A 24,445-nucleotide genomic window follows, 5' to 3' on the forward strand; every position below is an offset into this window, starting at 1 on the left:
ACGTCCCGGGGCAGGTTCGCCGAGCCGCTGGAAGGCACAAATCAGATCAGCAGCTCGTCATGCCTTCGCGGCGGCGGAGCCGTCGGGGTGGCCGTGCGGGGTACGAGAGCGGGCAGCGGCGGAAGCCCGCTCAAGAGAGAGGCCAGCTTCTCGCGAACCTCTGCGGTGGCCCGTCGCGCTGCGAGGCCCGGGAAATCACGGCACGCGGTGTCGAGATCGATCTGAGCGACCCGGAGAGGCGAACGACGGCGATACGCGTTTCTCTGGGCGATCCCGGCGATCGCGGTCTCGTAATGCTGGAGGGCCTGCTCGTCCCGCCCCTGGCAGAGGGACACGAGTCCCAGATCCAGGGTGACCTCCTCGCCGTCCATCGGCAGCGCGGTCGCAGCGAACAGATGGCGCCCCGCCGGCGACAGCTCCCGGAGGCGGAACAGGCACCAGCCGACGACCCAACGGGTGAAGAGGCTGTTCCCTGAACCCAGCTGCCCCAGCTCGATGGCCCGACGGTACAGCGACTTGGCGTCATCACTGCCCAGGAAGTGATGAGCCTCTGCCTGGTTCTTGGTGATGATCAGGCGACCGGGCGCCAGCCGACTCGCCTCGTCGAACTCGTACCGCGCAGCCTCGAAGTCGGGGACGACAGCATGCATCAACGACCAGCCGAGGTTGTTGTGCGTCCAGGCGTTGTTGGGGTTCAGCTCCAGCGACCTCCGAAGCGGAACGATCGCCTCGTCGAAGTTGCCGAGCGACGTGAGGTGCTGCCCCAGTACGGCCCACGCCTCGCCGTCACCAGGGCGTCGCTGTGCGATGGCGGACACGAGTTCGATGGACTCATCCACTTGGTCCAGGAGCTTGAGCGACTCGGCGAGGACACCGACGAGCGACGCGTCGTCAGGCCTGATCTCCATCGCGTGCCGCAGCAGGAGAACCGCTTCGCGGGGTGACCCCGTGTCCTTCTTGGCGGCCGCGAGAGAACGCAGCGCCACCGAGTCGTCCGGCGCCAACTCGACCGCCCGCCGAGCCAGTGTGACCGCCTGGTCGGGCTGCCCCAGGTGGGTGTGGCAGATGGCTGCGCCGCTGAGGGCGTCCACGCTGTCGGGCTCGTCGCCGAGTACGGTCTCGAACTCGGCGAGCGCATCGACGAGCCTTTCGTGCTCGAGCAGGAGCCAGCCACGATGCACCCGGAGACCAGTAAAGTCACGGGTCACCGGCTCGAGCCGCGCGAGTAGGCCAAGTGCCTCCTCGAGGTTGTCGGCCAACCGCGCCTTCTCCATGACACCGAACTCGTACGCCGGGTCATTGGCGATGGCCTCGTCGAAGGCGGCACGGGCCTCCTCCCGTCGGCCGGCCATCGCCAGAGCGGCCCCCAGGGAGCCCAGCGCCCTGACATCATCGGGCCGCACGGCCAGGACCCGTTCGCTAGCCTCGACCGCCGTCTCCCAGTCGCCCGCGAGCCGAGCCACCTCGGACAGTGCGAACCAGGACTCCGGATCGTCTCGTGCGGCCGCGACCTCGGCGCGGTCTTTCTGCGCGGCCGCCCAGTGAGCTAGCGCCTCCTGCGCCTCGGCGCGTACCTGCAGCCACGTCGTGCCGTAGGGGCCGACGTCAGGTGGCGGGTCCGCGAGGAGCCGCACCACCTCCCGCTCCCGCTTCTGCTCGCGCAGCGTGATCGCGGTTTGCAGCCGGAAGTACGGGTCGTCGGTGAGGAGCAGACCGGTCCGCGCGAACGCCTCGGCCTCGGCGAGCCGCCGTCGGTCCAAGAGGAGCTCGACGAGCTGTTTCAGCGCCTCGACATGGTCGGGTGCTCGCTCCAGAGCCACGCGGAAGAGCGTCTCGGCCTCGACCTCGTCTTCCCGGGAACGTGCACGTACACCCCGGACCACCAGGACGTCGGGATCGTCGGGCGCCAGATAAGCCGCCTCGTCCACCGCCGCGGTGAACTCGTGACCCCACGGGTCCTGCCCATAGGCGTGTCTCGCGATGGCGGAGCCAAGAATCCGGCGCAGGTCCGGGTTGTCCGGGTCTTGCTCGGACCGCACCCTCGCGACCCGGAGGGCGTCCTCCGCCTGGTCCTGCTGGAACAGCGCGTCGACGAGATGCGCGATGTCGAGGGAACCGAGGGCCGGGTGCCGCCACACCGGAGCCAGGGTCTCGATGACCACCGCCCGCTCGTCGAGATGCCAGGCCAGGAGGGCGTAGGACTTGGTCAGCTCGATGTCGTCCCGGAGGGCGAGGTGCGCCGACAACAGCGGCTCGCGGGCCTCGGCGTAGCGCCCCATCCGCATGAGGACCAGGCCCTTGTGCGCCTCCGCCAGCCGATTGTCCGGCTCAACTTCCAGCACCCGCGCGGCGTACTGCAGCGACTGCTCGAGGGCTTCCCTGTCAGCCTCGACGTAGGCACGGACCAGGAGAGCCGTGGGTTCGAACTCGTCGATCGCCAGTGCTGCGTCCGTATCGGCTAGCGCCTCGGCGAGGCGGCCCAGCTGACGCCGAACCAGGGCTCGGGCCAGCCATGCCTGCAGGGACTGGGGGAATGCGGCGACTGCGCGGTCCGCGAGCTCCTCCGCCTCGACGACCCGTCCCGAGCTCCGCAGCGCCTCGACGAGCGCGATCAGGTTCTCGGGTACCTCGGCCTGCAGTTCCAGCAGGCGCCTCATCGCCGGCAGCGCCTGGTCGAACGCGCTGCGCTGAAGCCACAGCACGGCCGCCTGCCGATAAGCAGCCACCACACCGGGCTCACCGAGCCGCTCGCGTATCCGGGCGGCGGTGTACCAGGCTTGCGCGTCGGTCGGCAGGACGGGCAGGACCTCGCGCAACAGGTCGGCGGCCACGTCCAGCTCGCCGTGTGCCGCGGCGTAGCCCGCAAGCCGCCGCGTCGCCTCCGGTGTGGTCGGACCGTATCGCCGGCTGTCGCGCAGCGCACGTTCGGCCCGCTCGTGGTCGCCGATACCAGCCAGGGCCATGCCGACGTCGCCGAGGGCGCGCGGGCCCATGGACTCGACCAGGGCATCGAGCCCCAGGTCGGGACCGCTCGCTTCGACGAACGTATCGATTGCCCGGTGGAAGTAGGTGGTCGCCTCCTCCGCGTTCCCCCAAGTCTCCAGTCCCTGACCCCAGACGCTGTAGGCGATGCCCAGCACTCTCCTGAAGGCGAGGTCGTCGACATGTCGGGCGACGTCCTCCAAGATGTCGGCGCCACGACTGAGGTTGCCGTAGCGAATCTCCGACCGGGCCTGCTCGACGGCCCCCTGGGACCGCAGGAGCCCCATCTCAGGCGGTTCGCGATCCGGCGACAGGAAGCCGCCTAGGACTCTTTCCGTCAGTCTGCTGCTCAGCTCGCTCATGACTGGGCCTCCATCCGGGCGACCACGTCTACTGCGGAGGTGGCCCGCTGATCGATGCGGGTCAGCGATTCCGGATGCCGCCACCGCGCCAGCCACATGGCGTTCAAGACGTCACGCAGGTCCGGCTGGGGGCCCAGCGCGACGTCCGCGGTGCGCAAGGCCGAACTCAGCGCCTCCACGTCGTCCCAGTGATCCTGAGCCAGGTAAGCAGCGTTCTCGCAGTGCGCGGCCACCTCAGCGAACACCTGGCGGATGCCGGCTTCGTCCGGGAGAACCACCGAGGATCCGTTTCCGCTCGCTCGCGACTCCTCCCACACCTGCTCGGCCTTGGCCCACTCCTTCTCGATCTCGCCGGCGAGCTCCGAGAACCGCCGGTTGTCATCTTGCTCGTCTAGGTGGCGAAGCACGCGGAGGATGGCGTGCGCCCGCCGTCGGTCCGAAGCGAGTCGGGGGTCCAGTTCGAACAGAACCGCAGCGAACGCGTACGCCGGACCCAGCACGAAGGTGCCGAACACATCGGGGAGAAGGTCGGGGAAGGTCATCTGCTTCAACCCCTCCCGCACTCTCTCGTCCTCCCGCAGCAGCTCCCCGACCCCCCCGGCGACCAGCGGGAGGCTCCAGAGCGTCCATCCGGGAGGCAAGGGGATCCGGACGTGCTCAGCCTGGATGAGTGCCTGCGGTGAGTGACGCGAGGGCACGGCGAGCGCCAGACGGCGGGTGAAGGACTGGAGGAGAAGGGTGACCAGCGCGTCGGCTGGCCGGCTGACACGGCGGTCGAGCCCCTGGTCACGCAGTGCGATCCCGCCGACGAGGTCCACGTACTGGGCGAAGAGGTCGTCGCACGAGTCCTGCACCTGCGCCATGTAGTACACCCATGGCTCCGGTTTGCCCTGCGTGTCACCAACCGTCCTGGCGAGCTTCTGCGCCGTCAGCCGCAGACCACGATCGATGTCGATGTGGTTGTCGGTCTTGTTGCTGGACAGTGGACTCCACCGCCGCAGCTGACGTACCGCGTTGGACGCGTCGACGGAAAGGCTTCCGCGGAGCTCGGCGAGCTTGGCCTTGAGCTTTTCAGCGTTACCCAGCTGCGCGAGCAGGTCCTCGGAACTGATCAGGTACGCAGGGTTGCGCGTCGTCTCGAAAACCTGCATCCGCTCGGTCATCTCCTCGAGCCCGGACCGGATCTGCGTGGCAAGGCTCGTGACGGCTGTGACGAGCCCGCCCATCCCGTCGATCTGGTCGTTGAGATCGTCGAGCCCCTTGCGCGCCGCCGATACGTCCAAGCTGAGCTCCTGTAGCCCTTTGAGGACCAGGTCGATGGACTCCAACCTCGTGCGCAGGACTCTGTCGATGCCCGGCTCAGTCATGTCGTTGCTCCCGTTGGCCGGCCGCGGCCCGCCGCAGCTGAAGACTTGTCCACTCGGCGAGGTTGTCCGGCGGTTGCTCGCCGACTCGCCACGCACGGAACCGGGCGAGCCACGCAGCATTGAGGGCGTCGCGGCAGGACACCTCGTCCCTTCCGGGTGTACGTGCTTCCCCCAGGACGTCGGCCAGCGCGCGCGCCTCGGGAAAGGTGGCGTAACGGGTGCCGGCCAATCTGGAAGAAGCGATGCGGTCCCAGATCCGATCTGCCTCCGCTGTGACGCTCGCGGCCTCGAGCTCGGTCAGCCGGGCCGAGGGCGGGGCGGCGCTCTGGGCGTCCGACCACCACGCCGTGAGGGTCGTGACGAGGAAGTCGTACTGACGTCGCCGCTCTTCGATGTCGCAGGCAGAGAGGCGTCCCAGGAGATGCAGCACGGCGGCGACCCGGCTGGCGTCCCCCGGGTGCGTGGCGTCGGCTGCCGACACTGCCCCGGCGGTGGGGTCCATCCGGTGAAGGACGAGGGTGAGGGGGTAGGCCGGGCCGAGCACGTAGACCGCGAACACGTCGGCCGCCAGCTCCGCTGCCTGGCGCCGGCGGCCGGCGAGGAAGTCCGCCAACGGCCGGCTGGTATCACCGGACACGGGATCCACGTCGAGGAGATCGCGCGCGACGAGGTGGCCGTATTCGTGGGCGACGACCGGAAGGTCCCAGATGCCGTGGTCCGGAAAGCGCCGCCGGACGACGGTGGATACCAGGCTGGCGCACTCGGTCTCCGCCGGGATGATGCTGTGATCTGCGGCGACCCGGGTGAGGCCGTGGAGTTCCTGAGCCAAGCCCTGCGCCTCTTCGCAAGAACTCGAGATTCGCGGGATCGGCCGGGTGAACGCGCCTGCGACCACTGCGAGGCACTCAGCGAGAACTCGGTCCACCGTGCGTCGGCGCTCGCGGAAACCGTCCCAGCTGGGCATCTGCGTGGATGCGGGATCTCCGAGAGCGGCTTGCTGCTGCTGGAGCAGCTGCCGGAGGGTGGCTGTCACGCCCGGGCCCAGGCGCGCGAGCACCTCGGGCTCGTCCAGCAACGACCGGAACTCGTGCAGTCGCTGGCGCTCCAGCTTCGCCCGCTCCCGCAGGAGTACCGGCTGAGTCCCGGCCACGTTCAGACCGGGCCCAGACGGGTGAGGGTCTCCTTCACGCCTGCGATGCGAGCGAACCGTCCGCTCGTGTCGAGGTAATCGCGGGCGATCACGATGATCGACCCCGCGGCGAGGAGGTATCCGCTCGCGGCGGCGAGTGGGAGCCACGCCGCCACCGCCGCGACGACCGCGGCCACCAAGGTGGCGACCGCCAGCGCGGCGGCGAGAGCGCGGAGCACCCTCGAGAAGGTGTGCACCAGCCCCGAGAAGCGGGCGCTCAAGGCACGCAGTTCGTCGATGGCGCCGTCCAGGTCCTGCGGGGGCGATCCGGACACGTTCGCGACCCGCACGGCCTCGACCACCTCCGGCGCGCCCACCAAGCGGCTGACGACCGTGCGTTGGAGGCCGTCACCGCTGGCCTCCCACAGCGTGCGCGCGCGCTCGCGCACCGCCTCCTTCACCGTCTCGGGAAGGAGCTCGAACAGCGACAGCAGAGCCCGCTTGACGGCCTGGAGCCCCAACCGCAGGAACCGGCCCACCTGGGGCGCCACGTCGAGCACGGCATCGACCGCGGTCACCGTCTTCGACACCAGCCCGGCAGGCAATGCCCGCAGTCGCTGCCAAGCCTCCTCGAGCACGGTGAGCGTGCCGTCCACCACCGTGTCGACGGTTTTCTGGAACGTCTCCGCGAGCGCGGCGCGGGAATGCTCACGCGGCGCCGCCGGCGGGAGGGCATCGGTGAAACCGGGCACGGCTCCGCCCCTGATGCGTTCCGCTGCCAGGTCGTCCTGCAGGTGCTCGACGGACGTCCTGAGCATGTCCCGGCCCTCGAACTCCGTGTTCACCTCATGGGCGGCGATGCCCGCCGCGAGCAGCACTTCTGCCACGTTCAGATCTGTGACCACGGCTCCCAGACGGGCCTCGGGCGGCAACTCCACCTCTTCGGGGGTCCGTGCCCCGGCGAAGCCCTGGATTGCCTCGGCGCGCGCAGCCCAGGTCCGTGCAGCCTGCTCCAGTTCCTGTAGCGCGACAGCCTGCTCGGCCGGTGTCCGGTCGAGGGCCGCCGAGAACGCCCGAGCGGATTCGGCCACGAGCGTCGCGTCGTTCACGAGACCGGTCATCGACTTTCCCCCTACCGGCTGACCGAGCCGTTGCCATGGTCGCGCCGGCCTGCTCCGGTGACAACGACTTGCGGCGCGCGAGACCGATCCGTCTCATGACCCGGGCGGGCATGAACGGCGGCCGGTTCGCCTTGTGGCCTGCCGGCCGGCTCGACGGCGGTCCGGATCACCGGAACCATCGAGGAACCGGCGTCGTGCGCATCGCTTTCGCCGAACTGGCTTCGGATTGGGTGGCGTTGGCATCTCCCCGTTTCGCATGCTCGCCGCAGTTTCTGGACGACCGCGCAGGTCGCGGGTGCGAGGATCGCTCCCCGTGCGAGTTCTCGGCCGGGGTGAGCTGCCGCGCGAGGTCGGCGTGCTCGCCGTCATCGCGTTCGTGGTGGCCCTCGGGTTCGGCATCGTGGCCCCTGCCATCCCGCTGTTCGCCCGCGCGTTCGGGGTGGGGACGACGGCCGTCGGGCTGGCCGTGAGCGCCTTCGCGTTCTTCCGCTTCGTGTCGGCGTTCAGCGGCGGCACGCTGGTCGAGCGGTTCGGAGAGCGCGTGGTGCTGGCCGCGGGGCTGCTGGTCGTCGCCGTCACCACCGGCCTGGCCGGGCTGGCCACCAACTTCCCCGTCTTCCTCGCCCTGCGGGCCGCGGGCGGCGTGGGCAGCGCGATGTTCACCGTCTCCGCCCTGTCCCTGCTGCTGCGGGTCGCGCCGCCCACCCACCGGGGCCGGGCGGCGGCGACGTGGCAGGGCGGCTTCATCCTCGGCGGCATCGCGGGGCCGGCGGCCGGCGGGCTGCTCGCCGAACTCTCCCCCCGGCTGCCGTTCTTCCTGTACGCCGGCTTCCTCCTGGTGGCCGGCGCGGTCGCCGTCGCCATGCTCCGCACCGCGCCCTCGGCCACCGATCCCGGCGAGGAGCCCGTGACGACCGGCCCCGACCTGGACGCCGGGCCGGTGCGGCTCCGCTCGGCACTGCGGTCGCGGGCCTACGTCGCGGCGCTGGTCGCGAACTTCGGCGTCGGCTGGGTGCTGTTCGGCGTCCGCAACTCGCTGGTGCCGCTGTACGTGACCGAGGAGCTGGGCCGCACCGTGGCCTGGGCGGGTGCCGGCCTGCTCGCCGGTTCCCTCGCGCAGGCGCTCGGGCTGCTCCGGTCGGGCCGCCTCGTCGACGGCTGGGGACGGCGCCCGTCGCTGGTGCTCGGCTCGGCGACGGCCACCGCGTCGATGGCCGTCCTCGTCCTGCCCCCGGCGATCGGGGCGTTCCTCTTCTCCATGGCCCTGTTCGGGCTGGCGGCCTCGCTGCTGGCGAGCGCCCCCGCCGCGCTGGTGGGCGACGTCAGCCCGGCGCGCGGCGGCCGGGTGGTCGCGGTCTTCCAGATGTCGGCGGACCTCGGGGCGATCGGCGGGCCGCTGGTCGCTGGGTGGCTGACCGACGTGGCGTCCTACCAGGTGGCCTTCGCCGTGACCGCGGCCGTGCTGGGTGCCGGCCTGGCCGCCGCCCTCGCGATGCCGCCGGCGAAGCGCGCAGCCGCTCAGTCCTCCTGAGCCGCGGCCCGTCGCTCGGCGCCGGTCTCGCCCGCGTAGCCGACGTCCTGACCGGCCACCCGGCCGACGAACGTCTCCGACTCGCCGGTGCCGGTGGTGGCCCCGGCGTCGGGCTCGTCGCTCGGGCCGCCGCCCGTGGCCCGCGACAGCGCCTGGGCGTCGTCCGGGTCGACGTCCTCCTCGGCGGGGCGGGGGTCGGTCACGGCATGCCGTCGCCGAAGAAGGTGCCGGCCGGCGGCAGCGGGCGGCGGACGACCGGGCGCACCTTGCGGGCGGCGGGCAGGCGCGCGGTGTAGCTCTCCGCGTTGGCGCGGATGTGCGCGAGGTCGTCGTCCGTGGCCTGCCGGACGACCTTCGCCGGGACGCCGGCCACGACCGAGCCGGGCGGCACCGTGGTGCCCGGCGTGACGACCGCGCCGGCAGCGACGATGGAACCCGTGCCGATGTGCGCGCCGTTCATGACGACGCTGCCCATGCCGACGAGGACGTCGTCGTCGACCCGGGCCCCGTGCAGCACCACCCGGTGCCCGACGGTGACCCCGCGACCGACGAGCAGCGGTGAACCCGGATCGGAGTGCAGGCTGCAGCCGTCCTGGATGTTGGAGTCCGGTCCGATGACGATCACCTCTTCGTCGGCCCGGGCGATGGCGCCGTACCAGATGCTGGCGCGGGAGCCGAGCGTGACGGCGCCGACCACCACCGCGGTGGGCGCCACGAAGGCGTCCTCGTCGATCTTCGGCGCCCCGAACTGCAGTTCGGCGACGTAGTTGCTGTTGCCGGTCATCCACGCCCTCCCGGTCGTCGACGCGGAGTCTCGCGGACCGGCGCCGGTTCGGGGAGGGGTTCGGCCGCGGCCGGGGTCAGCTGCCTGCAGGGTCCGGCGGCGCGGCCCACCACCGGGACCGCCACTCCGGTGCCTCCCAGCCGTCCATGACGTAGATCGTCTCGCGGGCAACCTTGCTGCCCCGGAACTCGAGGACCTGCACGCCGAAGTTCACCGGCCCGCCGTCGTAGCGGATGCGGAGCTCCACGACCCAGACGTCGCCGCCGCCGCGGACCCGGCGGACGTCGAAGTCGATCTGCGTGGCCGGGTACTCAGCGCGCCACACCTCGAAGTTGCCGACACCCTCGAACCGCTCGCCCGACTGCGGGAACTCCAGGACCGCGTCGCGGTGGTAGATCTCGTGCGCGACGTCCTCCTCCCCCGCGGCGCTGTGGTCGAGGTAGTGCTGCAGTACGGCTCGGACCCCCTGCTCGTCCACGGCGTCCTCCTAGGCGACCGCGGTGAACCGCGCCGATGCCGGGCCGCGCAGCCGCCCGTCGGCGAGCCGGCGACCGCAGACGAGCAGCAGCAGGTCCTGCGCCCGGCCCTCGACGGGTTCGCCGCTGCCGTAGCTCCAGTCGAGGTCGTCCGCGCGCAGCTGCACGCCGTCGAGGTCGACGCCGAAGAACGCGACCTGCCTCGGCCGGAGCCCGCCGAGCACCATGCCGACGCGCTCCGCGGAGACGACGTCGTCACGGCCCAGGGGCGTGGACACGTCCAGGCCGTGGATGACGTCGTGGGACAGCGCGCCGAGCGGTCCACCGCCGGGCGGGGTCCAGGGGTGCTCGACGTTGTCGCGCAGCGACTCCCACAGCTGCGCGCTGGACAGCTGGCGGGCGTCGATGCGGGCCCGGCGGTCGGCCATGCGGTCGAAGCTGCCGCGGGCCTTGACCAGCTCCCAGCCGACCCGGCGCAGCGAGTACCGGAAGGGCATCGTCACGTGGGCGAGCACCTCCCGGACCCGCCAGCCGGCGCACAGGCTCGGGCTGTCCCACTCCTCCTCCGACAGCGAGGAGTAGAGCTCGACCTGCGCACGTCGCTCGGCGGCGACGGCCGCGGCGATCCCGGCGTCTGCCATGTCGTCCTCCTCCGGCGCCCCGACGGGCGCTGAGCACGGGCTCTCGGGAGGAGGACTCCGGTCCCACCGGCCACTCATCGCTGCCGGCCGTCAGGCGCCCGGGGTGGTCGCGTTCGCCCCCGACAGCCGGGCGTGGATCCGGGCCACGAGCTGCTCGAGCGGGCTGGGCTCCTCCCCCGGGCGCATCGGGCCGGAGGGCATGAGCACCCACAGCAGCAGGTAGATCAGGACGCCGGCTCCGCCCGCGACGGTGAGGCCGACGAAGCCGACGCGCCAGAGGACGGGGTCGATGCCGCTGTACTCGGCGAGGCCGCCGGCGACGCCGCCGACCATCCGGTCGGTGCCGCTGCGGCGGAGCTGGGGCCGGGCCGGGCGGGGCTGCTCCGGCGCGGGCTGGTCGATGGGCGGGGTGGGCGGGACTGCGTTCGTCATGGCCACGAGCCTGCCGGGACGGGCACCTCCCGGACATCAGGTGACCCCCGGATCCGACCCTGGTTCCGCAGGTCAGGGTGGTGGCCCTCCGTCAGGGGCACGTGCTCTCATCTCCCCATGCCACAGGCCGACGTCACGGGCGCCGCGTACGAGACCACCGCGATGGCGGGCTGAACCGTGGCGGAGAACGCGCGGATCAAGCCGGTCGAGCGGGCCACGAAGCGGACGTGGGACGAGTGGCTGGCGTTCATGGACCGCATCGGGGCCCAGGACCTCGACCACAAGGCGATCGCCCTGCAGGTCTACGAGGAGATCGACGAGACGCTCGACCAGCGCGGTTGGTGGACCCAGGCGGTCACCGTGGCCTACGAGCAGCACATCGGCCGGCGGATCCCCGGGCAGCGGCCCGACGGGACGTTCCAGACGAGCGTCAGCCGGTCGACGTCGCTCGGCATGCGCGAGCTGATGGACCGGTGGGAGTCCTTCGCCGCCGGGGACGAGGGGGTGCTCGCGATCGTCGGGGGTGAGCCGCGGGTCAGCGGAACCGAGCGCCGGATCACCTGGCGGGCCAAGGCAGCGGACGGCTCGTCCGTCGTCGTGATCAGCGAACCGAAGAAGAACGGGACGGCGTCGCTCGTCGTGCAGCACATGGGTCTGGCGACGCTGGAGCTGAACGAGGCGGCGCGCGAGCGGTGGGCGGGGATCGTCGCCCGCTTCCTCGACGAGGTCTGAGCGGGCGGGTGTCACACCCGGGCGCCGGCCGGTGTCTCCATGTCGACACCACCGACCGACCTGGAGGAGACATGGCGAACAGCACCCGGGTGCCCCCGACCCGGATCACGGGCGTCTACGGGGCCCTGCTCACGGCGCTCAGCAAGAAGATGCTCGGCCAGGTGCCGGAGGGCGCCGCGGTGATGTGGCACTACCCCGCCGTCCTGAAGGACTCCATGTCGTTCGGGCGCAAGGTCGACTCGTGGAACCGGCTGGACCCGAACCTCGCGTCGTTCGCGGCGATGGCCGCCGCCGGCGCCATCGGCTGCAGCTTCTGCCTCGACCTCCACTACTTCATGACCCACGACCGCGGGCTCGACGAGGCCAAGGCACGCGAGGTGCCGCGGTGGCGGCACTCCACCGCCTTCACACCCCTGGAGCGGCGGGTCATGGAGTACGCCGAGGCGATGAGCCAGACGCCGCCCGCGGTGACCGACGAGATGTCGGCCGCGCTGCTCGAGGACCTGGGTCCGGCCGCGCTCGTGGAGCTCACCGGCAGAGTCGCTTTCATGAACTCCAGCGCCCGCGGCAACGTGGCACTGGGCATCCGCTCGCAGGAGTTCTCGGCCTCCTGCGGGCTGCCGCCGCTCGCGGCCCGGACCTCGGACGGTGTCGCCTCCGCATGACCGACGACCCGTTCCTCGCCCACCGCAGCCTGCTCTTCACCGTGGCCTACGAGATGCTCGGCTCGGCCGCCGACGCCGACGACGTGGTGCAGGAGACCTGGCTGCGGTGGGCCGAGGCCGACCGGTCGGTGGTGCGGGACCCGCGGGCCTACCTGGTGCGGATCGTCACCCGGCAGGCGCTCAACCGGTTGCGGACCATGGCGCGGCGCCGGGAGGACTACGTGGGCGAGTGGCTGCCCGAGCCGCTGCTGACCAGTCCCGACGTCGCCGAGGACGTCGAGCTGGCCGAGAGCGTCTCGATCGCGATGCTGACCGTGCTGGAGACGCTGGCCCCCATCGAGCGCGCGGTGCTCGTGCTGCACGAGGTGTTCGAGGTGCCGTACGACGAGATCGCCGAGGCCGTGGGCAAGTCCGGCGCGGCGGTGCGGCAGATCGCGCACCGGGCGCGCGGCCACGTCGCGGCGCGGCGTCCGCGGATGGTGGTGAGCCGGTCCGAGCAGCAGCAGGTCGTGGACCGGTTCCTGGCCGCGCTCACCGCGGGCGACGTGCAGGGGCTGCTCGACGTGCTGGCGCCCGACGTCGTCGTGGTCGCGGACGGCGGCGGGCTGGCGCCTGCTGCGCTGCGGCCGATCTCCGGAGCGGCGCGGGTCGCCAACGCGCTCTCCCGGTTCCGGGGCCTGGTGCCGGAGGTGGAGATCACCACGCCCCTGGTCAACGGAGCGGTCGCCGCGCGCATCGACCCCGGGGGCGAGTTCGACACCGCGGTCACGTTCGTCGTCGAGGCCGGGCGGATCACCCGGATGTACGCCATGCGGAACCCGCACAAGCTGGGCAGGCTGGACCAGGTGGCCGAGCTGCGGCGTTGACGGAGTCCGTGGCCCTTTCCGGGGAGCGGACGTGGGACGTGCCGAGGTGCTGATCGTCGGCGGCGGCAACGCCGGGATCTCGTCGGCCGCGCGGTTGCTGCGCGACGGCGTCCGGGACGTCACCGTGGTGGCTCCGCAACCGGTGCACCGGTACAAGCCGTTGCTGAACTACGTCGCCGGCGGCGAGGCGTCGATGGCCGACCTGGAGCGGCCCATGGCCGACGTCGTGCCGGACGGGTGCACCTGGGTCCGCGACAGCGTGGTGGCCGTCGATGCGGAGGCGATGTCCGTCCGCACGCGCGGTGGCCGGACGCTGGGCTTCTCGACGCTGGTCCTGTGCCCGGGGCTGGTCGAGGACTGGGAGGCCACGCCCGGTTTGCAGCAGGCGTACGCCGACGGATGGGTGGCCTCGTCCTACGTCCCGGGGAGCACCCCGGTGGTGTGGCAGCGCCTGGCGCCGCTCCGGAGCGGGACTGTCGTGTTCACCGTGCCGCCCGAGCCCGCGTCCTGCGGCCCGACGGCGCTCAAGCCGCTGCTCATGGCCTGCGACCACTGGCGCCGGACCGGGGTGCTGGCCGACCTGGACGTGCGGCTCGTGCTGCCGGCGGCGACCGTGACGGGGATCCCCGAGGCGGACCGGTACCTGGAGGAGACCTTCGCGGGGTACGGCGTGGAGGTGCTCCGCGAGGCGCGCATCGAGCGGGTGGACTGGGACACCCATGCCATGACCGTCACCTCCCCCACGGGGCGGCACGTGCTGGAGGACATCACCTTCGCCCACGCGGTCCCGCACTACCGGGCGCCCGCGTGGATCGCCGACGCCGGGCTCGCGGTGGACTCCTCCCCCGGCCTCGTGGACGTCGACCCGGAGACGCTGCGCTCCCGCCGGCACCCGTCGATCTGGGCGATCGGCGACGCCGCGGACGTGGCCACCCGGCCGTCCGGTGGCGCGCTGCGCAAGCAGGTCGACGTCCTGGCGCGGAACCTGCGGGCCGCCCGGACGGGCGGGCGGCTGCACCGGTACGACGGCTACACGGTCATGCCGATCACCGTGGGCCGGCGGAAGCTGATGCTCGACGAGGTCGACCGCGAGGGCCGGCCGAGCCCGTCGGTGCCGTTCCTGGACCCGTTCGTGCCCCGGCGCTGGCAGTGGTTCTTCGACCGCTACGGCCTGCCGCAGGTCTACTGGCGCCGCATCCTGCGCGGCCGGGTCTGAGCCGCCTACGCCTGGGCGACGGCGTCCCCGGTCGCGGACGACCGGTCCGCAGCGGCCGTCGGGAAGGAGATCCCGATCAGCTCCTCGGAGACGCGCCAGATCCGGGCGGCGTCCTCGCGGCTGCGGAGCGGCCGGTAGATGTCCTGCTCGGCGGGGGCGCCGCTGAGGTGCGCGAGCCCGCTCGGCCCGTACATCCGCCCGCCGCGCGCCTGCGGGGACGTAGCGGCGTGGAGGGCGGGGAGCAGCGCGGTGGCGACGGTCCCGGTCAGACCGATCCGCGACAGGGCGCGGATGAGACGCAGCGAGCCGACGTCCCTGCCGCGCCCGACCTCAGGACGTGCGGCGAGCAGGTTGGTCGGGACCACGCCCGGGTGCGAGAGGTTGCTGGTGATCCCCCAGCCCTCGGCCCTGCTGCGCCGGTCGAGCTCGAGGCCGAAGAGCCCGAAGGCGATCTTCGACTGGCGGTAGGCGCGCATGCCGTCGTAGGAGCGCTGCCAGGCCAGGTCGTCCCAGTTGATGGCGCCCCGGCTCGCCGCGACGCTGATCTGCGAGGTCACCCGCGCGCGCCCTGCCCGCAGGAGGGGCAGGAGGCCGGCCACCAGCGCGACGTGCCCGAGGTGGTTGGTGCCGAACTGGAGCTCGGACCCGTCGACCGTCGTCTGCCGGTCGGGCGGGGTCATGACACCGGCGTTGCCGACGAGGACGTGGATCGGCCGCCCGTCGTCGCGCAGCGTCGCGGTGAGGGCCGCGACCGACTCGAGCGAGCTCAGGTCGAGGTCGCACAGGACGACGTCGGCGTCGGGCACCTGGCGGCGGACGGCGACCAGCGCCGCCTCCCCCTTGCGCCGGTTGCGGACGGGCAGGACGAGCTCGGCGCCGGCGGCCGCGAGCCTGGTGGCGAGGCCGAGGCCGACGCCGTCGCTGGCGCCGGTGACGAGGGCGCGCCGGCCGGTGAGGTCGGGGACGGTGATGTCGGGAGTGCGAGGCATGGCGGTGCTCCTGGATGAGTGGGACGCGATCGCCGCGGATGCGGCGTGCCACGACACTCACGCGCCGGCTCGACGGCTGCCAGGACGCCCTCATCCGGGGATCGCCGATCCGCCCCTGCGCCCGAGGGGCGGATCGGCAGGCCGTGGCTCGACCCGTCTCCCGGCGGTAGACACGGGTGGTCACGGCAAGCGGAGGAGGTTCGATGATCGACCGGGCGGGGCTGGCCGAGTTCCTGCGGCGCCGGCGGGAGTCGCTGCAGCCGGAGGACGTCGGGCTGCCTCGCGGGCAGCGCAGGCGGACCAGCGGGCTGCGCCGCGAGGAGGTGGCCGCGCTGTGCCACATGTCGACCGACTACTACGCGCGGCTGGAGCGGCAGCGCGGTCCGCAGCCGTCCGAGCAGATGATCGCCTCGATCGCCCAGGGGCTGCACCTCTCCCTCGACGAGCGGGACCACCTGTTCCGGTTGGCAGGCCACCGGGCGCCGGTCCGCGGCCCGGTCACCGACCACATCAGCCCCGGTCTGCTGCGGGTGCTCGACCGCCTGGCCGACACCCCGGCCGAGATCGTCACCGAACTCGGGGAGACGCTGCGGCAGAGCCCGATGGGCGTCGCGCTGACGGGTGACACCACGCGGTACACCGGTCCCGCGCGCAGCCTCGGATTCCGGTGGTTCACCGACCCGGACGCCCGGCGGATCTACGCGCCGTCCGAGCACGAGTTCCTCTCCCGGATGTTCGCCTCGGGCCTGCGCGGGATCGTCACGCTGCGCGGGCCGGCGTCCCGCGCGGCGCACCTGGCCGACCTGCTGCTCGACTCCAGCGAGGAGTTCCGGCGGCTGTGGGACGACCACGAGGTGGGTCTCCGGCCGAACGACACGAAACGGTTCGTGCACCCGGAGGTGGGCGAGCTGGAGCTGAACTGCCAGGTGCTGCACGCCACGGAGCAGTCGCAGAACCTGCTCGTCTACACCGCCGTCCCCGGCAGCGAGAGCTACGACAAGCTGGAGCTGCTGTCGGTCATCGGGGCCCAGGCGCTGCGCTGAGCCGGTCAGACGTTGAAGCGGAACTCCACGACGTCGCCGTCCTGCATGACGTAGTCCTTGCCCTCCATGCGAACCCAGCCCTTGGACTTGGCCTCGGCCATGGAGCCGGCCTCGACCAGCTGGTCGAAGGAGACGATCTCGGCCTTGATGAAGCCGCGCTGGAAGTCGGTGTGGATCACGCCGGCGGCCTGCGGGGCGGTGGCGCCGACCGGGATCGTCCAGGCGCGCGCCTCCTTCGGCCCTGCGGTCAGGTAGGTCTGCAGCCCGAGGGTGCGGAACCCGACCTTCGCCAGCTGGTCCAGACCCGGCTCGCTCTGGCCGATCGACTCGAGCAGCTCGGCTGCCTCCTCGGCGGGCAGCTCGATGAGCTCCGACTCCGTCTGCGCGTCGAGGAAGATCGCCTCGGCCGGGGCGACCAGGGCACGCAGCTCGTCGAGCATCGCGGAGTTCGCGAGCTCGTCGGCGTCGACGTTGAAGACGTAGAGAAACGGCTTGGTCGTCAGCAGGGTCAGCTCGCGCAGCGGCTCCGGGTCGACGCCGGCGGAGAACAGCGTGCGGCCCTCGTCGAGGACCTTCTGCGCGTCCTGGGCGGCGGACAGCAGCGCGGCGCGCTCCTTGTCCTTCTTCGCCTCCTTCTCCAGCCGCGGCAGCGCCTTCTCCAGCGTCTGCATGTCGGCGAGCACCAGCTCGGTGTTGATCGTCTCGATGTCGTCGGCAGGGCTGACCTTGCCCTCGACGTGCACGACGTCGGGGTCGGTGAACACCCGGATGACCTGGCAGATCGCGTCGCTTTCGCGGATGTTGGCGAGGAACTTGTTGCCCAGCCCGGCGCCCTCGCTGGCGCCCCGGACGATGCCGGCGATGTCCACGAACGAGACGGTCGCCGGGATGGTCTTCTGAGAGGCGAAGAGCTCCGCGAGCTTGTCCAACCGCGGGTCGGGCACGCCCACCACGCCGACGTTGGGCTCGATCGTCGCGAAGGGGTAGTTCGCCGCGAGCACGTCGTTCTTGGTCAGGGCGTTGAAGAGGGTCGACTTGCCGACGTTGGGCAGGCCGACGATCCCGATGGTGAGGCTCACGGGAGTCCAGGTTACGGGGCGCGCGCAGGCGTCCCCGTCGGTCCGGCCGGGACTCAGACGAGCAGCGGCTGGGCCAGCCGGATCTCGGTGCCGTCGGGTCGCCAGGTGCGCCATCGGCCGTCGGGTTGTCGTTCGACCCGGAAGCCGTGGTGGACCTTGGTGTGGTGCCGTTCGCACAGCAGCGCCGAGTTCTCCAGCGAGGTGTCCCCGCCGTGGATCCAGTGGACCAGGTGGTGGACGTCGCACCAGTGGGACGGGGCGTCGCAGCCGGTGAACACGCAGGTCCGGTCTCGGTGCTCGACGGCGCGGCGAAGATGGGGCGGGACGACCCGTTTGGTGCGGCCCACGTCCAGCGGCTGGCCTTCCGGCCCGATCACGATGCGGCTGATGCTCCCGTCACAAGCGAGCCAGCGGGCGCGGGCGGCGGAGATGGTGGCGCCGAAGCCGGTGGTGGCGACGGCCGGACCGGTCGATGGGTCGGCAAGGTCGCCGAGCGGGATGGTGACCACGACGTGCGGCTTCACCGTCCGCAGGATCGGTAGGTCGCCCGACGCGAGCGCCTTGTCGGCGCCGTGCACCAGGGCGTCTCCCAACTGCTGCGCGCGGGTGCGCAGATCACCCGCCGGGCGGTCGCTCTGGACCAGGCTTTCCAGCCACGCCTCGACCTTCTCCCCGCCGACCGCGTCCAGCTCGGCGCGGAGCACCCGCCGCCCGTCGAGCAGCTTCGCGATCGTCAGCGACCGACCCTCGGTGGGATCGGGTTCGGCGCCGTCCGGGTCGAGGCGAGCCATGAAGTGGGCGACGACCTGCTTCAGTTCGGCGTACGGCCGTGTGGCGGCGACCTCAGTCAGCGTCGCGTCGACCTCCGCCAGGTCCACGCCCTGCCCGACAGCCTCGGCCTGCACCTCCACCGCCGCGACCGGCGCGATCACCGCCACCTGCTCAGCGCCGATGCGGCCGGCGGCGAACGCCTCTCGCAAAGCCGGGAGCTGGTCCAGCGCACGACCGTTCCGGACCAGCCGGGCGATCTCCGCGGGCGAGAGCCGGGTGTGCGTGCGCAGCCACGACCGCATCGATGCCAGCCCGTCCTGCTCGGCCGCCTGCACCGCCTCCGCGCGGCGGACCACGTCGGTGACCACGGCGTCCAGCCGGTTGCGGGCGCCGGTCAGGCGACGGGCGAGGTCGAGCAGATCCTGGCCCTGGAGGTCGGCGCCGGCGAGCACGTCCAGGGCGGCGTCCAGCTCGTCCACGACACCCTCCGCTCGTTCGCTCAGGTGTTCGAACTCTACCGCCGATGGACCTGCTGTGCAGCACGAATCCCCAGCTCAGCGGCCCGTCCACAGATCCGGTCAAGCAGTTGACAGGTCACCGTCAGCCGCAGGCCGCGCCACCGCGGCGGCCAGCCGCTTCGGGGCCAGCAGGCAGTAGCTGTCGGTGAGGAGCTCGGCCACCTCGGCCCAGTCGACGCCGTCCCCCAGGACCATGCCGACCTCGTCGCCGCGCCACGGTGGCGCGAAGAACGGCGCACCGGTCCGGCGCAGCGCCTCCAGCTCCATCCCCGCCGAGCGGAAGGTGAGGATCCAGCAGGGCCCGGCCGTCCCGGCGGCACGCGCGTGGGACTGCGGCCGCCCCGCCACGATCTCCAGCACGTGCGCGAACGTCCTCCCGCGCACGCGCCACCGCGTGCCCACCCAGGCCGGTTCCTCGTACGTCTCCGGCAACCCGAGGGCGATGGGGCGCAGCCGGGCGAGCAATGTGGACTCCACGACGGGATTGACTACCGCAACCGCGTCGACTGAGCGGTGCCACGGCGACGTCCGAAATCCGCCAGTCCTCGTCGTGGGCCGCTGGCATGCTCGTCGTCGTGACACCGCCCCTGGACGCCGAGCGCTGCTACCGCGCCGTGGCCGGCCGCGACGCACGGTTCGACGGCTGGTTCTTCACCGCCGTGCACACGACCGGGATCTACTGCCGCCCGTCCTGCCCGGCGCGCACTCCCCTGGCCCGCAACGTCTCCTTCTTCTCCACCGCGGCCGCGGCCCAGGGCGCCGGGTTCCGCGCCTGCCGCCGCTGCCGGCCCGACGCCGTCCCCGGGTCCCCGGAGTGGGACGTCCGCGCCGATGTCGTCGCCCGGGCCATGCGGCTGATCGCCGACGGCGAGGTGGAGCGCTCGGGGGTGCCCGGGCTGTCCGCCCGGCTGGGCTACTCCGAGCGCCAGCTGCACCGGCTGCTCGTCGGCGAGCTGGGGGTCGGCCCGTTGGCCCTGGCTCGCGCGCAGCGGGCGCAGACCGCGCGGGTGCTCATCGAGACGACGGACCTGCCGATGGCCGACGTCGCCTTCGCGGCCGGGTTCGCCAGCATCCGCCAGTTCAACGACACCGTGCGCGAGATCTTCGCGACCACCCCCACCGACCTGCGCCGCAGGAGCTCCGGCACGACCGGCGGGGCGCCCGGGTGGCTGACCCTCCGGCTGGCCGCCCGCGCGCCGTACGAGGCCGCCGAGGTGCTGCTCTTCCTGGGTGCGCACGCCGTGCCGGGCCTGGAGGAGTGGGACGGGACGACGTTCTCCCGCGTCCTCGACCTGCCCCACGGCCCGGCCGTCGTGCAGCTCTCGTCCGCGCCCGGCGGGGGCCCGGCCGTCATCGCGCGGCTGCGCCTGGCCGAGCTGCGCGACCTCGGCGCCGCCGTGACCCGGTGCCGCCGGATGCTCGACCTGGACGCCGACCCGGCGGCCGTGGACGGCGTCCTCGGCGCCGACCCGGCCCTCGCGCCGCTGGTCGCCGCCGCGCCGGGGCGGCGGGTGCCCGCCTCGCCCGACGCGGCCGAGCTGGCGGTCCGCGCCGTCCTCGGCCAGCAGGTCTCGTTGGCGGGAGCGCGCACGCTCACCGCGCGGCTGCTCCCCTTCGGCGCTCCCCTCGCCGAGCCGGTCGGGACCCTCACCCACGCCTTCCCGCGGGCGGCCGCCCTCGCCGAGGCGGATCTGAGCGCGGTCGGCCTGACCGGCGCCCGCCGGCGGACCGTGTCCGCGCTCGCCACCGCGCTCGCCTCGGGCGACATCGCGCTCGACCCCGGCGCCGACCGCGAGGAGGCCGGCCGGGCACTGCTCGCCGTCCCCGGGATCGGTCCCTGGACGGCGGCGCTGGTCGGCCTCCGCGGCCTCGCCGACCCCGACGTCTGGCTGCCCGGCGACCTCGCGCTGCGCCGGTCGCTCGCCGCCCTGGGCAGCTCCGACGCCGACGCCGCCACGCGCTGGCGGCCGTGGCGGTCGTACGCCGTCCTCCACCTCTGGGCGCTCGCCGTGCCCTCCCTCTTCACCCGCCCGCTGCCAGCAGCCCTCCCGAGGAGCGCCTGATGACCGTGCCCACCGTCGCCCGCCACGCCACCGTCGCCACTCCCCCCGGCCCGTTCACCGTCGTCGTCGACACCGACCTCGACGGCCGGGACGTCGTCGTCGCCAGCGGCTGGACCGCCGACGTGGCCGACCTCCTCCCCGTCGTCCACCGCTCCCTGCGCCCCGCAGGAAGCGAGCTCGTCGACCGCTTGCCCGTGCTCGACGAGGTGGAGAAGTTCTTCGCCGGCGACGTGACCGCGATCGACGACGTCGTCCTGCGGCAGCGGTCGGGCCCCTTCCTCCAGGAGGCCTGGGAGGTGCTGCGGACCGTGCCCGCGGGCCGGCCGGACACCTATGCCGCGTTCGCCGCCCGCTGCGGCCGGCCGGCGGCCGTCCGGGCTGCCGCCAACGCCTGCGCGCGCAACGCGGCGGCGCTGTTCGTGCCCTGCCACCGCGTGCTCGGCTCCGACGGCGGCCTCGGCGGCTTCCGCTGGGGCACGCCGGTCAAGCGGTGGCTCCTCGACCACGAGGCGGAGCACGCGCCGGTCGCCTGAGCGGTTCTGTCGGACCCGTCCGGCACCCTCCGGGGCATGGACGCCGCTTCCCTGCTCACCGGTCTCCTCCTCGGCGCACTGCTGGCCACCGCCGTCACCCTCGGGGTGGTCACCCTGCTCGCGCGGCGCCGCCCCGACGACGCCGGGCTCGAGCCGGTGCACGAGTCGCTGGACCACCTGCACCGGTTGCTGGCCGGCATGGAGCGCGCCCGCGCGACCGCGCACGGCGAGCTGCGCGAGCAGATGGGCACGGTCGGCCAGGCGTCGGCCCAGCTCAAGCACGAGACCGCCGCGCTGGTCACGGCGCTGCGCACCCCCCACGTCCGCGGCCGCTGGGGCGAGGTGCAGCTCCGTCGCGTGGTGGAGGTCGCCGGCCTGGTCGAGCACTGCGACTTCGTCGAGCAGCCCGCCGGCACCAACGACCAGGGCGCCGGCGTCCGGCCCGACCTGATCGTCACCCTCGCCGACGGGCGCCAGGTGATCGTCGACGCCAAGGTGCCCTTCACCGGTTACATCGAGGCGGTGCAGGCCACCGACGAGGCGGTCCGGCAGCAGCGGGTCGCCATGCACGCCCGGCAGCTGCGCACGCACGTCGACGCCCTCTCCGCGCGCCGCTACCCGACGGCCTTCCGGCCCGCAGCCCCGTTCACCGTCCTGTTCGTGCCCTCCGACGGCTTCCTGACCACGGCGCTGGAGGCCGAGCCCGGCCTGCTCGAATACGGGTTCTCCCGCGACGTCGTGCTCGCCACGCCGAGCACCCTGCTCGCGCTCCTCCGCACCGTGGCCTACTCGTGGCGGCAGGAGCGGCTGGCCCGTGACGCCGACCAGGTCCTCGAGGTCGGCCGCCGGCTGCACGCCCGGCTCAGCACGCTGTCGGGTCACCTCACCCGGCTCGGGTCGGCCCTGGGCACCACGATGACCCGCTTCAACGAGACCGTCGGCTCGTACGAGCGCTCGGTCCTCACCGCCGCCCGTCGGTTCGACGACCTCGGGATCGCCGAGACCCCGGTGCCGACGCCCGAGCCGCTGGAGGCCACGGTGCGCACCCTGCGCCCGGCCGAACCGGCCTTCGACGACGACGACGACGAGGACGGCGCGATGAGCCGGAACGGCACCACCGGCTGACCCGGCGCAGCACCCGTGCGGCGCACCCGTCCCGCCGGTCCCACCCATCCCGGGAGTGACCACGGACGGCGGGCGACGCGGTGCCGTCCTGCAGGTGAGATGCCGTTCCGGTCGTTACCGTGGAGTCACACGTCGGCCAGGGAGGCCGGCCGCGGCCGCACGGGGACGGAGGAGCGCCATGGCGACAGCCGACGCATGGCCTCGGAGTGGGGCCCGGGCCGGTCGCGGGTCGTCGGCCGAGAGCCGCCCCGGCCGCCCGATGAGCGCCGACCGGTCGCCCCGGCCGCAGTCCTCCCGCCGCAGCCCCGAGCCGCCCCGCCCGAGGCGCGACGTCCCGCGCGGTCGCGTCGAGGACCGCTACCGCATCGAGGACCGGTACCGCGACGACGACCGGTACCGCGACGACGACAGGTACCGCAGCGCGCCGGTCGAGCGCCCCCGCGCGGCCGCCCCGGCCCGCGAGCGCGCCACCGCCAACCCGGCCGACACCGGCCGTGACGGCAGGATCCGCGGCCTGGTCGCCGTCATCGGCATGTTCCTGGTGACCCTCGGCGGCGCCGCAGTCGACTCCTTCATCGGCATCGGGCTCGGCACCATCACGCTCGCCGCCATGGTCGCGTCCACCGCTCTGGCCGCCCTGCTCGTCCGGCGCCGGGACATCGTCTCCGTCGTCGTCGCGCCCCCGCTGGTCTTCCTCGCCGTGGCCGGCGCCAACATCGCCCTGGCGCCGTCGGCGAGCTTCAACCTGCCCACGGTCGCGACGCTGCTGGTCCGCGGCTTCCCCACGATGGGGATCGCGACAGGCGTCGCCCTCGTGCTCGCGCTGATCCGGCTGGTCTCCCGCCGCTGAGCGCCACCCCGGACGCCGAAGAGCCCGTCACCGCAGCGCGGTGACGGGCTCTTCCGGTCTCACGGGCGAGGTCAGTCCCCGGCGGTGCGCGCAGCCTTCTCCGCACGCCGCAGCTCGTGCGGCAGCGCGAAGACCAGGCGCTCCTCGGCGGCCTTGACCGTCTCGACGTCGCCGTAGCCGCGCTCGGCCAGCCAGTCGAGGACCTCGCTCACGAGGATCTCCGGCACCGAGGCACCACTGGTGACGCCGACCGTGCGGACGCCCTCGAGCCAAGCGGGGTCGATCTCGGAGGCGAAGTCGATCAGGTGCGAGTCGCGGGCGCCGGCCTCCAGCGCCACCTCGACCAGGCGCACCGAGTTGGACGAGTTCGTCGAACCGACCACCAGCACGAGGTCGCACTCGGCGGCCATCTGCTTGACGGCCTGCTGGCGGTTCTGCGTGGCGTAGCAGATGTCGTCGCTCGGCGGGGACTGCAGACCGGGGAACCGGGTCCGGAGCTGGTCGACGGTCGCGAGCGTCTCGTCGACCGACAGCGTGGTCTGCGAGAGCCACACGACCTTCTCCGGGTCGCGCACCTGGACGTTGGCGACGTCCTCGGCGCCGTCGACGAGCTGGATGTGCGACGGCGCCTCACCGGAGGTGCCCTCGACCTCCTCGTGACCGCGGTGGCCGATCAGCAGGATGTCGTAGTCGTCGCGGGCGAAGCGCTTGGCCTCCTGGTGCACCTTGGTCACCAGCGGGCAGGTGGCGTCGATCGTCCGCAGCTGCCGGGCCGCGGCCTCCTCGTGCACCGCCGGCGAGACGCCGTGGGCGCTGAAGACGACGACGGAGCCCTCGGGCACCTCGTCGGTCTCCTCCACGAAGATCGCGCCGCGCCGCTCGAGCGTGGCCACGACGTGCTTGTTGTGGACGATCTGCTTGCGGACGTACACCGGGGCGCCGTGGATCTCCAGCGCCCGCTCGACGGCGACGACCGCCCGGTCGACGCCGGCGCAGTAACCCCGGGGATCGGCCAGCAGGACCCGTCCGCGCTGATCAGCCATACCACCACTGTAGGTGGGCCGGGGGGGGGGGGGGGGCGCCCGCGCGGGGGCCCCGGTCCCGCCGGGCCCGCCAGAGGGTGGATCTCGACACACCCCCTGACGGGCCGCAGCGAGTGGGGCTCGGTGT

Annotated in this window: 24 protein-coding genes; 10 read left to right on the top strand and 14 right to left on the bottom strand. The window is 72.9% G+C overall.

Annotation, left to right across the window (positions count from 1 at the left end; all coding sequences use genetic code 11):
- Positions 1 to 41: 41 nt before the first annotated feature.
- Genes ACI78T_RS13765 through ACI78T_RS13780 form a run of 4 tightly spaced genes read right to left on the bottom strand, consistent with a single transcriptional unit; the run spans position 42 to position 6,961 of the window.
- Positions 42 to 3,344: a tetratricopeptide repeat protein gene (locus ACI78T_RS13765; RefSeq protein WP_456558671.1), complete on the bottom strand. Its 3,303-nt coding sequence runs from the start codon at positions 3,342 to 3,344 to the stop codon at positions 42 to 44.
- Positions 3,341 to 4,711, bottom strand: coding sequence for a hypothetical protein (locus ACI78T_RS13770; RefSeq protein ID WP_456558672.1), 1,371 nt, complete (start codon positions 4,709 to 4,711; stop codon positions 3,341 to 3,343). Before ACI78T_RS13770 ends, ACI78T_RS13765 begins: the two co-directional genes overlap by 4 nt.
- Complete coding sequence (locus ACI78T_RS13775) at positions 4,704 to 5,861, bottom strand: hypothetical protein (RefSeq protein ID WP_456558673.1); 1,158 nt, start codon at positions 5,859 to 5,861, stop codon at positions 4,704 to 4,706. Before ACI78T_RS13775 ends, ACI78T_RS13770 begins: the two co-directional genes overlap by 8 nt.
- Positions 5,862 to 5,863: 2 nt before the next feature.
- The gene (locus ACI78T_RS13780; protein ID WP_456558674.1) at positions 5,864 to 6,961 is read right to left on the bottom strand and encodes a hypothetical protein; all 1,098 of its coding nucleotides are present in this window, start codon (positions 6,959 to 6,961) and stop codon (positions 5,864 to 5,866) included.
- A gap of 313 nt (positions 6,962 to 7,274) precedes the next feature.
- Between ACI78T_RS13780 and ACI78T_RS13785 the strand changes: the two genes are divergently transcribed.
- A complete protein-coding gene (locus tag ACI78T_RS13785; protein WP_456558675.1) occupies positions 7,275 to 8,492 on the top strand; it encodes an MFS transporter in 1,218 nt (405 codons plus the stop codon).
- On the opposite strand, the gene ACI78T_RS13790 is transcribed toward ACI78T_RS13785, so the two are convergent.
- The 5 genes from ACI78T_RS13790 to ACI78T_RS13810 form a co-directional block, all read right to left on the bottom strand.
- Positions 8,480 to 8,695 carry a hypothetical protein gene (locus ACI78T_RS13790; RefSeq protein ID WP_456558676.1) on the bottom strand — a complete coding sequence of 72 codons (216 nt, stop codon included), beginning with the start codon at positions 8,693 to 8,695 and terminating at the stop codon, positions 8,480 to 8,482. The two genes, ACI78T_RS13785 and ACI78T_RS13790, sit on opposite strands and share 13 nt — an antisense overlap.
- Complete coding sequence (locus ACI78T_RS13795; protein ID WP_456558677.1) at positions 8,692 to 9,276, bottom strand: gamma carbonic anhydrase family protein; 585 nt, start codon at positions 9,274 to 9,276, stop codon at positions 8,692 to 8,694. Before ACI78T_RS13795 ends, ACI78T_RS13790 begins: the two co-directional genes overlap by 4 nt.
- A 76-nt stretch (positions 9,277 to 9,352) precedes the next feature.
- Positions 9,353 to 9,754, bottom strand: coding sequence for a nuclear transport factor 2 family protein (locus tag ACI78T_RS13800; RefSeq protein WP_456558678.1), 402 nt, complete (start codon positions 9,752 to 9,754; stop codon positions 9,353 to 9,355).
- 9 nt (positions 9,755 to 9,763) lie between these two features.
- Positions 9,764 to 10,393, bottom strand: a complete 630-nt coding sequence (locus ACI78T_RS13805; protein ID WP_456558679.1) for a maleylpyruvate isomerase family mycothiol-dependent enzyme — start codon at positions 10,391 to 10,393, stop codon at positions 9,764 to 9,766.
- A gap of 90 nt (positions 10,394 to 10,483) precedes the next feature.
- Positions 10,484 to 10,825, bottom strand: a complete 342-nt coding sequence (locus ACI78T_RS13810; protein ID WP_456558680.1) for a PspC domain-containing protein — start codon at positions 10,823 to 10,825, stop codon at positions 10,484 to 10,486.
- Between the two features lie 177 nt (positions 10,826 to 11,002).
- On the opposite strand from ACI78T_RS13810, the gene ACI78T_RS13815 reads away from it, so the two are divergent.
- The 4 genes from ACI78T_RS13815 (at position 11,003) to ACI78T_RS13830 (ending at position 14,304) form a co-directional block, all read left to right on the top strand.
- A complete protein-coding gene (locus ACI78T_RS13815; protein WP_456558681.1) occupies positions 11,003 to 11,557 on the top strand; it encodes a hypothetical protein in 555 nt (184 codons plus the stop codon).
- A 71-nt stretch (positions 11,558 to 11,628) separates the two neighbouring features.
- Positions 11,629 to 12,222, top strand: a complete 594-nt coding sequence (locus ACI78T_RS13820; RefSeq protein WP_456558682.1) for a carboxymuconolactone decarboxylase family protein — start codon at positions 11,629 to 11,631, stop codon at positions 12,220 to 12,222.
- Entirely contained in the window at positions 12,219 to 13,088 is an 870-nt protein-coding gene (locus tag ACI78T_RS13825; protein ID WP_456558683.1) for an RNA polymerase sigma-70 factor, read from the top strand. Before ACI78T_RS13820 ends, ACI78T_RS13825 begins: the two co-directional genes overlap by 4 nt.
- Positions 13,089 to 13,119: 31 nt before the next feature.
- Positions 13,120 to 14,304, top strand: a complete 1,185-nt coding sequence (locus ACI78T_RS13830; RefSeq protein ID WP_456558684.1) for an NAD(P)/FAD-dependent oxidoreductase — start codon at positions 13,120 to 13,122, stop codon at positions 14,302 to 14,304.
- A gap of 5 nt (positions 14,305 to 14,309) precedes the next feature.
- Here the strand turns inward: ACI78T_RS13830 and ACI78T_RS13835 are convergent, their stop codons facing one another.
- Entirely contained in the window at positions 14,310 to 15,293 is a 984-nt protein-coding gene (locus tag ACI78T_RS13835; RefSeq protein WP_456558685.1) for an SDR family oxidoreductase, read from the bottom strand.
- Positions 15,294 to 15,496: 203 nt separating this feature from the next.
- Between ACI78T_RS13835 and ACI78T_RS13840 the strand changes: the two genes are divergently transcribed.
- Positions 15,497 to 16,336 (top strand): helix-turn-helix transcriptional regulator, encoded by an 840-nt coding sequence (locus ACI78T_RS13840; protein WP_456558686.1) that lies wholly within the window; start codon positions 15,497 to 15,499, stop codon positions 16,334 to 16,336.
- A 5-nt stretch (positions 16,337 to 16,341) separates the two neighbouring features.
- On the opposite strand, the gene ychF is transcribed toward ACI78T_RS13840, so the two are convergent.
- The 3 genes from ychF to ACI78T_RS13855 form a co-directional block, all read right to left on the bottom strand.
- Complete coding sequence (ychF, locus tag ACI78T_RS13845; protein ID WP_456558687.1) at positions 16,342 to 17,415, bottom strand: redox-regulated ATPase YchF; 1,074 nt, start codon at positions 17,413 to 17,415, stop codon at positions 16,342 to 16,344.
- A 53-nt stretch (positions 17,416 to 17,468) separates the two neighbouring features.
- A complete protein-coding gene (locus ACI78T_RS13850) occupies positions 17,469 to 18,665 on the bottom strand; it encodes a DUF222 domain-containing protein (protein WP_456558688.1) in 1,197 nt (398 codons plus the stop codon).
- Positions 18,666 to 18,764: 99 nt separating this feature from the next.
- Positions 18,765 to 19,181 (bottom strand): MmcQ/YjbR family DNA-binding protein, encoded by a 417-nt coding sequence (locus ACI78T_RS13855; RefSeq protein WP_456558689.1) that lies wholly within the window; start codon positions 19,179 to 19,181, stop codon positions 18,765 to 18,767.
- 98 nt (positions 19,182 to 19,279) lie between these two features.
- On the opposite strand from ACI78T_RS13855, the gene ACI78T_RS13860 reads away from it, so the two are divergent.
- From ACI78T_RS13860 to ACI78T_RS13875, 4 genes are all read left to right on the top strand, one after another.
- Positions 19,280 to 20,767, top strand: a complete 1,488-nt coding sequence (locus tag ACI78T_RS13860; RefSeq protein WP_456558690.1) for an AlkA N-terminal domain-containing protein — start codon at positions 19,280 to 19,282, stop codon at positions 20,765 to 20,767.
- Positions 20,767 to 21,300 carry a methylated-DNA--[protein]-cysteine S-methyltransferase gene (locus tag ACI78T_RS13865; protein ID WP_456558691.1) on the top strand — a complete coding sequence of 178 codons (534 nt, stop codon included), beginning with the start codon at positions 20,767 to 20,769 and terminating at the stop codon, positions 21,298 to 21,300. The genes ACI78T_RS13860 and ACI78T_RS13865 overlap by 1 nt, the downstream gene beginning before the upstream one ends.
- A 36-nt stretch (positions 21,301 to 21,336) precedes the next feature.
- Complete coding sequence (locus tag ACI78T_RS13870) at positions 21,337 to 22,425, top strand: DNA recombination protein RmuC (RefSeq protein ID WP_456558692.1); 1,089 nt, start codon at positions 21,337 to 21,339, stop codon at positions 22,423 to 22,425.
- 259 nt (positions 22,426 to 22,684) lie between these two features.
- On the top strand, positions 22,685 to 23,275 hold the full coding sequence (locus ACI78T_RS13875; RefSeq protein WP_456558693.1) for a DUF6542 domain-containing protein: 591 nt from the start codon (positions 22,685 to 22,687) through the stop codon (positions 23,273 to 23,275).
- Positions 23,276 to 23,346: 71 nt separating this feature from the next.
- On the opposite strand, the gene ACI78T_RS13880 is transcribed toward ACI78T_RS13875, so the two are convergent.
- A complete protein-coding gene (locus tag ACI78T_RS13880; protein ID WP_456558694.1) occupies positions 23,347 to 24,318 on the bottom strand; it encodes a 4-hydroxy-3-methylbut-2-enyl diphosphate reductase in 972 nt (323 codons plus the stop codon).
- Positions 24,319 to 24,445 lie beyond the last annotated feature (127 nt).

The organism is Blastococcus sp. SYSU D00922, from assembly GCF_054050495.1.